This window comes from Synergistaceae bacterium DZ-S4 (assembly GCA_025943965.1).
GTDB classification, from domain to species: Bacteria; Synergistota; Synergistia; order Synergistales; family Synergistaceae; genus Caenicola; species Caenicola nitritireducens.
The window spans coordinates 49,122-62,413 of the sequence record JAPCWD010000004.1 but is presented as its reverse complement, the minus strand read 5'-3'; the positions used below and the strand labels follow the sequence as shown (position 1 = coordinate 62,413).

Below are 13,292 nucleotides of genomic sequence, written 5' to 3'. Positions count from 1 at the left end.
ATGGGTCTTCCCGAATCAGCCAGGCTCCTGGCAGACCTTGTAGCTGTCCCCAGTCCGACCAGGCATGAGGCTGATGCTGCAAGGATGCTCGCAGACAGGCTCCCTCGCTTTGGATGGAGCGGCTCGCACCTTGACGGAGCGGGCAGTGTTGTCGCAGAGCGGGGAACAGGGGATAAGGAGCTTGTCCTGCTGAGCCACATCGATACAGTGCCGGGAGGGCCTGAGGTCATGATAAGCGACGAGGTCATCCGGGGACGCGGAAGCGTTGACGCAAAGGGCCCCTGCTGCGCAATGGCCGTGGCGGGTGGCGCCGTCCCCGTGCCGGAGGGATGGAGGATCACCTTTGTTGCAGCGGTAGGAGAAGAGATCGATTCAAAGGGAGCAAGGTTCCGTATGCCCCTTCACTCCCCCGAAGCATGCGTAATAGGTGAGCCGACAGGGAGCGACGGCGTTGCGATCTCCTATAGGGGCAGGATACTCTTTGACATAAAGGGCGAGGACGACGGAGCGCACAGGTCAGGAAGTCCCGGTCCCATTACTGATTCAGTCATGGCTGCATCTTCCATCATAGACATAACCAGAAACATGGGTAAAGGTTACTCTGTCGCGATAATGGAAATGGAAGGACATGAAGCCGGCAAAAGAAGCGCCAGCATAACCATGGATCTCAGAACTCCCCTGGGGGCCGATCAGGAAGAGCTCGAACTCATGATAAGAGAGACCTCAGCTGCATTTGGGGTCAGATCAGAAATAATAGAGTATGTGCCTCCCTACGGCGTCCACAAATCTGATCCCGTAATAAGGGCCTTCAGGAATGCTATACGTGACTGCGGCGGCACACCGAGAGTGCTGGCCAAGCAGGGAACATGCGATTTCAATGTGCTTTCCCCCTGGGGCTGCCACATGGGAGCATACGGTCCCGGCAACTCAATATACGACCACAGTTCCAATGAACAGATCCCCGTCTCTGAATACCTGAAGGGGATCGAGGTCCTGAAGCTCGCGCTTCCGAGAATAATGGCATCAATATGAGAAGCGGGCGGGGATCTGCCCGCGGCAAGCGATTGGCGAGCAGTTGGCGAGCAGTTGTAAAAGCGGTCAAACTATAGTCAAACAATTGTCAAACAGTAGTCAAACGATCGTAGGGGGCAAGAACCTGACCCTTTCCGTCGTCCCCCAGTGCTTCCATCGGGAGAGCACCGTTTTCCGTAAGGAAAATTTTTTAAACGGACCTTAGTGCTCGAAGCATTTCTAGTGCGCTTTGAGATCGGGGACGACGGGGATGGGTGATTTTACGGTTTTAAGCTTTGACGACCGCTTAGCAACTGCTTAGCCATTGCTCAGCAATGTCCTTAAATCCATTGCTTGCCAACTGCTCGCCGCGGCATCTTCGCGCCGCACTTGCCGATTGCAGTTAAGGCCCTACTATTTCTTAGCCCCCAGATACTTCTCCCAGTCCTTGTTGAACTGATCTATCCCCTTCGCTGTCAGGGGATGTTCAAACATCATTTTGAGTACTTTGAAAGGTACAGTGGCAATGTCCGCACCGGCCTTTGCAGATTCAAAGACATGGGCGGGATGGCGCAGGCTCGCCGCGATTATTTTCGTCTCTATCCCGTAGATATCGAATATCCCTGCTATGTCCCTTACAAGCTGCATTCCGTCTTCACCGATGTCATCCAGGCGCCCTACGAAGGGGCTGACATAAGTTGCTCCCGCGGCAGCCGCCAAGATGGCCTGGTTAGCTGAAAAGATCAGTGTCACGTTGGTTTTGATGCCCTCTTTCGCAAGCTCTTTCACGGCCCCCAATCCATCCGGACAGAGCGGGATCTTTACCACTACGTTAGGATCTATCTTAGCGATCACTTTTGCTTCCTCGATCAGCTTATCTTTTTCAAGCGACACGGCTTCAGCACTCACAGGTCCCTTGACTGTCTCAGCTATCTCGCGCACGCGGGTGTGGAAATCCACACCGCCCTCTTTCGATACGAGCGTAGGGTTGGTCGTCGCTCCCGAGATGATGCCCCATGAACAGGCCGTCCTTATCTCGTCGATATTCGCGGTGTCGATAAAGAATTTCATGATATCCATCCCTTCCAGGTCTTTTGCTTTATTATGCAGCAAGTGGCATATCTGTTTCATAAAGGATTTTAACCCATTATTAAATTCAGTGGCAATAAGAAAAGGCCCTCCAAATGATATATCCGGGAGGACCTTTTTGTTCTTTTCTTATTTCGGACGGCCGGCTATATTGCGTATGCCTCCGGTGATGCCTGTTCCTCAAGCCCGATGTCCACACAGTTTTCCTTAGCGTACTTTTGTGGCAGGAAATCTTTGGCCACCTGTGGGAAAAGAACATAGCTGAGGACGTCCTCCGGCTGCGTCATCCATACGCCGATCTCTTTCCTGGCAGCTTCGAGCTCAGGCTCTATCTTCTCCCCGGGCCTGCATGTGATGGGGATCTCGTCCCCGAGGACCTTCTTCTGGATCACGGGATCGACAGGGGCAGGGGTCTTGCCGTAGTAGCCCCTGAAGTACTGGTAGACTTCCTTCGAGACCATCTTCCAGCGTTCGCCGGAGATCACGTTCATCGCAGCCTGTGTTCCTACAAGCTGGCTGGTGGGCGTGACAAGAGGGGGATATCCCATCTCCTTGCGGACCCTTGGGACTTCCTCCATGACCTCTTTGAACTTATGGAAGGCATTACCTTCTTTGAGCTGGCTCTGCAGGTTCGAGTACATCCCGCCCGGCACCTGGTAGAGCAGGATGTTGATGTTGACTCCGCTCACTCCCATGATGATGTCGCTGTACTTGTTCCGAAGTGCCTCGTAGTACTCAGCAACAGGAAGGAGCTTGTCGAGCGAGAGGTGCGTATCAAGAGGTCCGCCCTTGAGCGCCGCGACTATGGCTTCCGTTGCCGGCTGGCTAGTACCCATAGCGAATGGTGAGATGGCGCAGTCGACTACATCCGCTCCGGCCTCAAGCCCGGCAAGGTAGCTCATAGCCGCCATGCCGCTCGTATAGTGGCTGTGGAGCTGCACCGGCAGGTTTACCTTCTTCTTGATGGCAGTTACAAGTTCTGAAGCCGCAACAGGGGACATAAGGCCTGCCATGTCCTTGATGCAGATCGAGTCTGCGCCCATGTCCGCCATGTCTTTCGCCTGCTTGGCGAAAAGCTCAAGGGTATGGACGGGGGATATCGTGTAGGATATAGACATCTGGAGTTCTCCGCCCTCTTTTTTGACTGCTTCAGCGGCTATGGACATGTTGCGAAGGTCGTTGAGCGCATCGAAGATCCTTATGATGTCAATACCGTTGCCTATCGCCCGCTTTACGAACTCGCGGACTGTCTCGTCGGAGTAATGCCTGTAGCCGACAAGATTCTGACCCCTGAGAAGCATCTGGGTCTTTGTCTTTTTCATCCGCTTTTTGATCTGCCGCAGCCTGTCCCATGGATCCTCATTGAGGAAGCGCATCGCAGAGTCAAAGGTCGCTCCTCCCCACATCTCCACTGAATGGTAACCGACCTCATCCATTATCTCGCAAATGGGAAGCATGTCATCCGTACGGAGCCTCGTCGCCATTATTGACTGGTGGGCATCCCTGAACGCAGTTTCCATTATGCCGACGCGCGGTCTGGGAGCGGCAGCTATTTTCTCGGATCTGGGGCTCTCTTTGACTTCTATTGCCGGTCCGGCTTTCTTTTCATCGATGCACACACACTCTGTCTCGGAGGCATCATTGCATCTCTTGTCGCCGTTGCAGCTGACTTTTGTCGCTATGACACGCCCTTTTGTATCCTTGATCTCCTGCTTTACTTCACTTTTTTCCATTTACTGCTAGTCCTCCATTTTCATGGCGGCCATATGGCTGAAATAACGCCAGCGCGCCTTTATGTCCTTCTCTTCCTCTTTCAGAAGCGCCTCTGCAACTTCAGGATCAGCTGCCGCAAGGCTCTTGTAACGTGTCTCGTTGTAGATGTAATCCTTCAGCGGCAGACTGGGTTCTTTGCTGTCGAGAACGAGCGGGTTCTTGCCCTCTTTCGCCAGGTCGGGATTATACCGCATAAGCATCCAGTGCCCGGACTCCACAGCCTTTTTCTGCTGTTCGAGACCCTTCATCATATCAATGCCGTGGGCTATGCAGTGGCTGTAGGCTATTATGATCGAGGGTCCGTCATAGGCCTCCGCCTCACGGAACACTTTGACCGTGTGGGCGTCATTTGCTCCCATGGCCACCCTTCCTACATAGACGTTCCCATAGCTCATTGCCATTAGCGCAAGGTCCTTCTTGCCCAGCCTCTTGCCGCCGGCAGCAAATTTGGCAACGGCCCCGCGAGGTGTGGATTTTGACATCTGGCCTCCTGTGTTGGAGTAGACTTCTGTGTCGAGGACCAGGATATTGATGTTTTTGCCTGAGGCTATCACGTGGTCAAGTCCTCCGTAGCCTATGTCGTATGCCCATCCGTCCCCGCCCACGCACCAGACGCTCTTTTTGACCAGGTTGTCGACGACAGATATCAGCTCTTCAGCCTCTTCCGTGCACATGTACTCGAGCTGTCCCTTGAGCTCCTCCACCTTCTGCCTGAGTTCGCTTATCTCAGCCTCGGTCGTCTGCGGCGCTTCAAGGATCGATTTTACGAGCTTCTTTCCAAGCACCGGGGACATCCTCTCAAGGAGTTCAGCCGCGTATTCGCAGTGCTTGTCTATCGCCATACGGAAACCGAGTCCGAATTCGGCGGCATCTTCGAAGAGCGAGTTGCTCCATGCCGGTCCCCGTCCCTCGTCATTGACTGTCCATGGGGTCGTCGGGAGGTTGCCGCCGTAAATGGAACTGCACCCAGTGGCGTTTGCAATTATAGCCCGGTCTCCGAAGAGGGATGAAAGCAGCTTAAGGTAAGGCGTTTCGCCGCATCCGGCGCATGCTCCCGAGAACTCAAAGAGCGGCCTTAGGAGCTGCACGTCCTTGACAAGTCCTAGGTTGAGCTTGCTGCGGTCCACATCGGGCAGTTCGAGGAAGAAGTTCCAGTTTTCCCGCTCCTTCTCGCGGACATCCATCTGTGTGACCATCATGAGCGGACGGGCAGAGCTTCCCTCTTTCGCCTTCACAGGGCAGTTGTATGCGCAGAGGCCGCATCCGACGCAGTCTTCGGGAGCTACCTGAACCGTGAACCTGGCTCCCTCAAATTCCTTCCACTTTGCGTCAGCGCTCCTGAATGTCTTCGGTGCACCTTTAAGAAGGCCGGCATCATAGACTTTCGCGCGTATGGAGGCATGAGGACATACTAGCGCACATTTGCCGCACTGTATGCAGAGCGACGGATCCCATGACGGGATGTCTATCGCTATGCTGCGCTTCTCATACTGCGTAGTCCCGCTCGGGAAAGTTCCGTCTTCGGGCAGGCACGATACCGGCAGTCTGTCGCCTTCAAGGACCATCATCGGGCCAAGGACATCCTTCACGAATTCCGGGGCGTCATCCGCTACGGGCAGCTTGATGTCAAACCTCGACGTCGCCTTCCTGGGGACCTTCACTTCGTAAAGGTTCGCGAGCGTGGCGTCGACGGCCGCAATGTTCTGATCAACGACTGCCTGGCCCTTGCGGCTGTAACTGTTTACGATAGCATCCTTGATCGCCTTTATAGCGCGTTTCTTCTCAAGGACTCCGCTTATCGCGAAGAAGCATGTCTGCATGATCGTGTTGGTGCGTCCGCCCATGCCTGTCTCCCTTGCGATCTTCACTGCGTCTATGGTGTAGAACTTGAGCTTCTTGTCTATTATTCTCTGCTGTGTGGTTTTCGGAAGCTTCTCCCATACCTCATCGGGCCCGAAGGGGCTGTTGAGGAGAAAGGTGCCTCCCTCTGCCGCGCCCTTTAGCACATCAAGCTTCTCAAGGAAGGAATATACATGACATGCCACGAAGTTTGCCCTGTTGATCATGTAGCTGGCATAGATCGGGTTGGGTCCGAAACGGAGGTGGCTGACGGTAATGCCGCCTGACTTCTTGGAGTCATAACTGTAGTAGCCCTGGGCATAGAGGTCTGTCTCTCCGCCAATGATCTTTATCGAGTTCTTGTTGGCACCGACCGTTCCGTCAGATCCCAGTCCGTAGAAAAGGCAACGGACAGTTTTGGGATCTTCCGTGTCGAATGAGGGATCGTAGTCGAGGCTCGAGAAGCTGATGTCGTCTTCGATCCCGATCGTGAAGCTATCCTTCGGCAGAGCCTTCTTCAGCTCGTCATATACTCCCTTTACCATAGCAGGGGTGAAATCCTTGGAGGAGAGTCCATAGCGGCCTCCGACGACCGTGATGTCGCTGCCGGAGAGCGCTTCCCTCACATCCATGCAAAGGGGCTCGCAGATCGCCGCGGGATCCTTGCAGCGGTCAAGGACTGCTATCCTGCTGACCGTCGCCGGAAGTGCGTTAAGGAAGCGCGAGACGTCGAAGGGGCGGAAGAGACGGACCACGAGGAGTCCCACTTTTTCACCGTTCTGCATGAGCCTTTCAACTGTCTCGTGCGCCACTGCCGCGCCGGATCCCATCATTACTATCACTCTCTCGGCATCTTCCGCGCCGTAGTAATCGAATAGATGATATTTGCGGCCGACCTGTTTCGCAAAGCGATCCATGGACTTCTGCGTTATGTCTGCCACTGCCTCGTAAAAGGGGGTGCATGCCTCCCTGGCCTGGAAGAATACATCGGGGTTCTGAGCGGAACCTCGGATAAATGGGGAATCGGGGCTGAGCCTGTTGTATCTGTGGGCCCTGACAAGCTCGTCGTCTATCAGTGCGCGCATGTCGTCGTATTCGATCTCTTCTACCTTCATCTCTTCATGGCTGGTCCTGAAGCCGTCAAAGAAGTGGAGGACCGGGACCCTGCTTTCAAGCGTCGCCATCTGTGAGATAAGAGCCATGTCCATGACTTCCTGAACAGTAGACGAGCAGAGCATCGACCAGCCCGTCTGCCTGACCGCCATCACGTCCGAGTGGTCGCCGAATATCGAAAGCGCGTGTGTTGCAAGTGTCCTTGCCGTAACGTGCATGACCGTGCTGGTAAGTTCGCCCGCTATCTTGTACATGTTCGGTATCATCAAAAGCAGGCCTTGTGATGCCGTAAAAGTCGTTCCGAGAGCTCCCGCCTGTACGGCTCCGTGGTATGCGCCCGAGGCACCGGCCTCGCTCTGCATCTCCTCAACATGCGGCACTGTGCCCCAGATGTTGGGGCGTCCCTCTGAAGTCCACTGGTCTGACCATTCCCCCATCGGTGAAGATGGTGTAATGGGGTAAATTGCTATCACTTCATTGACTGCGTGTGCAACATACGCCGCCGCTTCATTGCCGTCGAGTGTTACCATCTTCCTCTTCGTCATTGCAGCTACCTCCTCATGATTTAGTTTAACTTAAACAGGAACTGTCGCTATTTCAAAGATTTTTTTGTCGCCAATTTATTAATTATTACATAAAAGGACGGAAAAACATATCGGTAATTTATGTCATAGGAAGATACTGACTGATACATCACACCTTTCCGAGCAAAAACTCTGACCCTTCGGATACCCTTTTGACGGGACATTTTTATAAGATCTGCCCAGACTGTTTTTGGCAATATATTATCTTTGTCTTCCCCGGTCAATAATCATTTTGATTTATGGGTAATAATCCAAATATTCTGTTATCCGGAAGGCCGATATTTTGGAAAGAGACAGCAAAAAGACCGGTAAAAAAACTCCCCCCATGCCGCTTCGGTAAGGCGGTCAGGGGGGAGTCCCGTTTACGGTTTTATCTTCGGTCCTTTGATAGTCAGATCACAGCTTCAGCATGGTGCCGGCATTTTTCACGGCAGCCTTCTTAAGGATCAGCTTAGCGGTCATCACGTCATGGCTAGCGATACCCATGAAGAGGCATGTCCTGCGCCCTGTCCTTACGGGCTGGGCCTTGCCTGCGACCACTTCGCCCATGTCGGCGTATATCTCCTCGGCAAGCGGATATCCGTTCTGGAAGTATACTCCGTGCCCCTGGGTCCAGAGGTACTGGTTCCTGTTGTCGCAGACGAAGGCACTTCCTTTGTTTACCACTTCACCAGCAAAGGTCGAATCGTAGTCACTCGTCATGCAGAAGACATCCTTCTTAAGCATATCAGCGGTTATGATCCTGTTTGGATTCTCCAGGATCGGCGCACATGTGGTAACGACATCGGCGTCTTCACATGCTTTTTTCACATCGGTGCATACCACGAATTCTACATTTGGACAGATGCCCTTCATCGCTTCGATGTACCTTTCGGCCTGTTCGGGAACGGGGTCGTACAGCTTGACCGTCTTCATCGCGGGAAGGACTTCCTTGAACGCCCTGAGGGTTATCTTTCCGATCGTACCGAGTCCTGCCACTGCCACAACTTCTGTTGCCGGATCCGCGAAGTACCTGGCGCCAAGCCCTGCAGCCGCGCCGGTCCTCCATGTAGTCATCCAGTTACAGTCCATGATGGCTTTGACCACACCTGTCTCGACGTCATTCAGGATGAAGACGCCGTTGTTGTAGGGCAATTTTTTCTGCAGGTTGCTCGGATAGCCGGCCACCCATTTGATCCCGGCCATGTCTACTTCTCCGCCTACCCAACAGGGCATGGCGTGCATGTAGCAGTCATGCCTTGGATGTACGCCTATCTTTGCGGGAAGCTCTGTCTTATTTTCGCCGTTCATCTTCCAGCCCGTTTCCACATGATCCATTACTTCCTTCATAGTAATGCCGAGTGACTGTACATCTGCCTCAGAAATAAAACGAACATCGTATGCCATTGCTGCAACTCCTCCTGTTTATGTTTTTCCCGGCATGCCGGTCATTCATTTTTTATATTCAGGGCGTGAGATCCGGAAGGGGGATATTTTCGGACACAAAGAACTTTTCGCCCTCAAAAAGACGCTTTCTTGCCTCGATCCTGTTCCTGCAGCTCTTTCTGTCGTGCATCCATACTCCGTACAGTATTGAATGTATCAGCGACATAACCGCAGCGCACGGATCCATGAATGTCATGTACTTCTGAGGGACCATGAAGAACGGAGCACAGTAACAGGCAATCGGCGAGGCAATTGAATCTGAGATGCCGATGATCCTCATGCCCTTCTCTTTCATGGCCTTTACTATGGACTGTGTCTTTATCGGATATCTGGGGAAACTGAAAACAAGCCCCACAGTTCCCTCCTGGGCATCAAGGAGGGTGTTCACATCTGAAAGATCCGTTCCCTTTACGACCGCAACCTTCTCCTTCATCGTTCCCAGAAAGTAACCGGCATAGTCAGCCAGGAACGAATTGCTCCCTGTGGCTGACACTATCAGCGCAGGAGCATCTGAGAGGATCCTTGCAGCCAGGTCGAACTCTTCTCTTTTGATCAGGCTGTGCGTCTCGTCCATGAGGCTCCTCTCCATCTCAAATACGGTGTCGAAAGGAGAATTATCTTCATCCTTCACGCCCTTGGACGAGTAGATCTCCAGGCTTCTCGGAGCACCCCTCTCTATCTCATCCCTCAATGCCCTCTGCAGACTAGAGAACGAACCGTAGCCCAGCGCCTGGGCAAATCTGACGACCGTCCCCTGTCCCGTCAAAGTAAGCCTGGCAAGCTCCGCCAGCGTTACGTAGGCCAGTGACCGGTAAGATGAAAGGATATAGTTGCTTACTCTTTTTTGCGCCGGAGACAGCTTGTCGGATCCGGACCTTATCCTCTCAAAAAGGGAGAGAGCTCCGCTGTTCATGGATTATTTTCTCCTATATTGTCAATATGTGGAGCATTTGTTCCATCAGAATATTAAATCACTATATATGATTTGTCAATCAAAAAATTATAAATTCTGACCAAATGTTGCGACGAGTGATTTATTGTGTTAGCATCATGATAAGTCAAATCCAAACGACAGAAAGGCGGTTGTCATAATGAGGATCACAAAAATGGTTGCAGCGATCGATTCCCATACCTGCGGGGAACCGACAAGGATCATTATCGGAGGTTCTCCTGTTTTTAAAGGGCGAACGATGTCTGAGAAATGGAAAGATTTTTGTGATAATCACAACGACTTCCGCAGGTTCATAATGACTGAGCCCAGGGGGCACGCTGACATGTTCGGGGCGATAATGGTCCCGCCGGTAAACCCGGAGGCACATACAGGAGTCATCTTCTGCGATTCCGGCGGCAGCGTATCCATGTGCGGACACGGGTCGATCGGGCTTTCTTCAGCGATGGTAAACCTGGGAATGGTAACTGTCACGGAACCGACAACAGAGGTAAAGCTGGACACTCCTGCCGGCATTGTGACAATGACAGTTGATGTCGAAAACGGAGAGGCAGTTTCCGCTACACTTAAGAACGTCCCGGCGTTTGTCTTCGCAAGAGACCTGGACCTCTATCTCCCATCGATCGATAAAACAGTCAAGTTTGACATCTGTTTCGGGGGAAGTTTTTTTGCGATCCTCAAAGCCGAGGATTTCTGTTTTGAGATCGTTCCGTCTGAAGCAGCTGCCATCACAAAAATGGGGCTCGAAGTAATGGAAGAGGCAAACAAACAGCATAAGGTACAGCATCCCCTGATCCCTGAAAACAACAAGGTGCTGCTGGCCGAGTTTGGTATCCATAAAGAAGGAGAAAACGCCAGGAACTGCGTCATATTCGGCGCAAAAAACGTCGACAGGTCTCCCTGCGGCACAGGCACATGCGCGAAGATGGCACTGCTAGCAGCAAAGGGAGAGCTTAAACCGGGAGAGAAGTTCCTCCACGAGAGCATATTGGGAACGGTCTTTGAAGGGCACTATGAGCCCGGACTCAAGGTCGGAGAGTTCGATACAGTACAGCCCTACATAAAGGGCACCGCCAACATCACTGGCTTCAACTGGCTGGTGCGTCAGGAGAGCGATCCCCTGCTCCCCGGTTTCCTGCTTGGCTAAGACTTCAAAAATACAAAAAAAAACGGATAGGGGGCAGCCAGATAATTAACAATGACTGCCCCTTTTTGTTTTGGTTTATTAATGTAAAATAGTCTTGTGTAATGTGCCGAAACGTTGTTACTGCGGGGGGAACTTTTGTGAGAAAGAGCGCCGTAATATCCGGACAAAATTTATCTGTACCTTTCCTTGCCCTTTTCCTGATACTTCTCTTTTCTGCAATATCTTTCGCCGAGTCGCTCTCAGACGTGAAAAGAATTCTAACAGAACACCAGTCTCAGCCCCTCGAAAGGATAAAGACGCTCAAAAACGAGGTCATAAAGATACAGGGACTTGAGGAGGGGCTCGCAAGACAGTACAGGATCCCCGTTTCTCAGGTCATCAACTACGAGATGATGCTTGAAAACAACATACACGTATACCACAGCATCTATTTCCTCCAGAAGCAGGGCACTGCCGCATCGCAGTTCATCCTTGAGGAGGGCAGGCTCGAGGAGCTTGCAGAAAAAGCGCCTCCATACTCATTCCTTCTCTACCTTGACTTCCTCGAAGATGTCGAAAACTACCGCAACGAGGCTGAAAGATACCAAAGGCTTATAGAAAAGGCAAAGTCTACCCTTCTGAGAAACAATACCGATATGACCGAGACTGAAAAGAGGTTCCGGGTAGTCAACGAAAGGATCGCCAGAGGCAACGGGGAAAGCCTGACCAACAGCTGGCGGATGAGGGAGATAAAGGCGAAGCTCGAAGAGTGCACGGCAATAAACACCCTGTACATGACCACGCTCTCACTGGCGGAAAAGGAACTAAACGACACAAAGGGAAAGGTCGATATGATCGAACCCATGCTTGCCGACATCAGGCAGAACATAAAGTTCAGCAGCGAAGATTTCGCACTTCTCAATTCCATTGTTTTACAGAAGACGGGAGCCCTTTACGAAACCATAATCCTGCTTGAAAAGAAATCCGACCCCGCAAACGAGTTCGTAGACGAAGAGAGCGACCTCACCTCATTTGCGAGGTTCTGGATCTCGAACGAGCAGCAGCTCATAAGGGACGAGATCCTGATGATCCTGGAGGTCATTGAGAAGCTTACATCGCTCAGGTCGGTATGGAGGGGAATGCAGGACCTGATAGAAGGAAACCTCGACGTCGGAAGGCAGAAATTCATCCTCTCAAGGACAAATGATTTTATTGATGACATAAACGCCAACATTACCCTATGCGTCGATTCGATCCAGACCATCAGGGAGACAGAACAGGCTGTAAGCAGGAGGTTCAGCAGCGGGAGCCCGCTGATGACGGAGCAGGACGATCAGATCAGGGACCGTTTCCTTGAGAACCTGTCGGCAAGGAAGAAAAGATATCTCTCCTATCTTGTAGAGCTGGGGACGATCAGGAGCCAGTACACGGACCTCCGTAAAGAGACACTGCGCATAACCGGAGCTCACAACAGCGAAGAGAAACTCGGCTTCCTCTGGGGCAGCGGTATTTCAAGGTTCAGGGAGACTGAACTCTGGCACGTCGGCGAATACCCTATAACCGTAGGCAAGTTCTCCTTCGCTCTTCTGATCTTCCTTGCAGGCATCCTGCTCACCCGATACCTTGCATACATTTTCAGGAAGAGGACCGCTGACGGACTGAGCATGAGCAGGCACAGCAGCCTCCTCATCCAGAAGTTCATCTACTACACGGGCGTCGTCATTTCAACTTTCTTCGGTCTGTGGAGCTTGCACATCCCTCTCACGGCCTTCGCATTCCTCGGAGGTGCGGTGGCGATCGCAGTCGGATTCGGGGCACAGAAATACACCGGGGACATATTCAGCGGGATGATACTCCTCTTCCAGAAAAAGGTCCGGATCGGCGACGAAGTCATAATAGCCGATAAAAGGGGCATCGTGGAGGAGATCACGCTTCAGAACACCGTCGTAAAATGTGAGCAGAGCAATCACCTGATAATCCCGAACAGCAAGGTCCTGGAAGGAGCGATAGTCAACCTGACCCTCAACAACTCCTTCACAAGGACAGAGGTAAAGATCTCAGTCGCCTACGAAACGGACGTCGAAAAGGCGATGTGCATAATGAGGGATATCCTGAGCAAGGACAGGAACGTGCTGAAGTCACCCCCATACAAGATACTCCTGGAGGATTTCGGGGAGAGCGCCCTTGAACTGACCGCGCAGTTCTTCGTCGACATCAAGGAAAACCTTGAAAGGGACGTAAAGAGCTCCATCCGGCAGAGGATACTCGCGGCCTTCAACAGTGCGAAGATAGAGATCCCCTTCCCCCAGAGGGACGTCCGTATCAAGGGAGAGATCAAGGAGACTGAGGAAAAGCAGCCTCCCCGCTGAACTTATCCTTTCGG

At 52.4% G+C, this 13,292-nt stretch carries 8 protein-coding genes; 3 read left to right on the top strand and 5 right to left on the bottom strand.

Annotated elements, in window-relative coordinates:
- Nucleotides 1-1,032, top strand: a complete 1,032-nt coding sequence (locus tag OLM33_03645; protein MCW1712765.1) for a M20/M25/M40 family metallo-hydrolase — start codon at nucleotides 1-3, stop codon at nucleotides 1,030-1,032.
- A 393-nt stretch (nucleotides 1,033-1,425) separates the two neighbouring features.
- Here the strand turns inward: OLM33_03645 and fsa are convergent, their stop codons facing one another.
- The 5 genes from fsa to OLM33_03620 all read right to left on the bottom strand — a co-directional run bounded on the left by fsa (nucleotide 1,426) and on the right by OLM33_03620 (nucleotide 9,747).
- Complete coding sequence (gene fsa, locus OLM33_03640) at nucleotides 1,426-2,082, bottom strand: fructose-6-phosphate aldolase (GenBank protein MCW1712764.1); 657 nt, start codon at nucleotides 2,080-2,082, stop codon at nucleotides 1,426-1,428.
- A gap of 164 nt (nucleotides 2,083-2,246) precedes the next feature.
- Nucleotides 2,247-3,833, bottom strand: coding sequence for a pyruvate carboxylase subunit B (locus tag OLM33_03635; protein MCW1712763.1), 1,587 nt, complete (start codon nucleotides 3,831-3,833; stop codon nucleotides 2,247-2,249).
- A 6-nt stretch (nucleotides 3,834-3,839) separates the two neighbouring features.
- Nucleotides 3,840-7,370, bottom strand: coding sequence for a pyruvate:ferredoxin (flavodoxin) oxidoreductase (gene nifJ / locus OLM33_03630; protein MCW1712762.1), 3,531 nt, complete (start codon nucleotides 7,368-7,370; stop codon nucleotides 3,840-3,842).
- A gap of 435 nt (nucleotides 7,371-7,805) precedes the next feature.
- The gene (locus OLM33_03625; protein MCW1712761.1) at nucleotides 7,806-8,795 is read right to left on the bottom strand and encodes an ornithine cyclodeaminase family protein; all 990 of its coding nucleotides are present in this window, start codon (nucleotides 8,793-8,795) and stop codon (nucleotides 7,806-7,808) included.
- Between the two features lie 58 nt (nucleotides 8,796-8,853).
- A complete protein-coding gene (locus OLM33_03620; protein ID MCW1712760.1) occupies nucleotides 8,854-9,747 on the bottom strand; it encodes a MurR/RpiR family transcriptional regulator in 894 nt (297 codons plus the stop codon).
- 178 nt (nucleotides 9,748-9,925) lie between these two features.
- Here OLM33_03620 and OLM33_03615 point away from each other — a divergent pair, with 178 nt between their 5' ends.
- Together OLM33_03615 and OLM33_03610 are read left to right on the top strand one after the other, a co-directional pair.
- Entirely contained in the window at nucleotides 9,926-10,930 is a 1,005-nt protein-coding gene (locus OLM33_03615) for a proline racemase family protein (protein ID MCW1712759.1), read from the top strand.
- A 137-nt stretch (nucleotides 10,931-11,067) separates the two neighbouring features.
- The gene (locus OLM33_03610) at nucleotides 11,068-13,278 is read left to right on the top strand and encodes a mechanosensitive ion channel (protein ID MCW1712758.1); all 2,211 of its coding nucleotides are present in this window, start codon (nucleotides 11,068-11,070) and stop codon (nucleotides 13,276-13,278) included.
- Nucleotides 13,279-13,292: the final 14 nt, after the last annotated feature.

What these genes read in the sequence shown, in the direction of transcription:
- OLM33_03645 (MCW1712765.1), top strand. Translation starts at nt 1, where the DNA reads ATGGGTCTTCCCGAATCAGCCAGGCTCCTGGCAGACCTTGTAGCTGTC.
- fsa (MCW1712764.1), bottom strand. Translation starts at nt 2,082, where the DNA reads ATGAAATTCTTTATCGACACCGCGAATATCGACGAGATAAGGACGGCC.
- OLM33_03635 (MCW1712763.1), bottom strand. Translation starts at nt 3,833, where the DNA reads ATGGAAAAAAGTGAAGTAAAGCAGGAGATCAAGGATACAAAAGGGCGT.
- nifJ (MCW1712762.1), bottom strand. Translation starts at nt 7,370, where the DNA reads ATGACGAAGAGGAAGATGGTAACACTCGACGGCAATGAAGCGGCGGCG.
- OLM33_03625 (MCW1712761.1), bottom strand. Translation starts at nt 8,795, where the DNA reads ATGGCATACGATGTTCGTTTTATTTCTGAGGCAGATGTACAGTCACTC.
- OLM33_03620 (MCW1712760.1), bottom strand. Translation starts at nt 9,747, where the DNA reads ATGAACAGCGGAGCTCTCTCCCTTTTTGAGAGGATAAGGTCCGGATCC.
- OLM33_03615 (MCW1712759.1), top strand. Translation starts at nt 9,926, where the DNA reads ATGAGGATCACAAAAATGGTTGCAGCGATCGATTCCCATACCTGCGGG.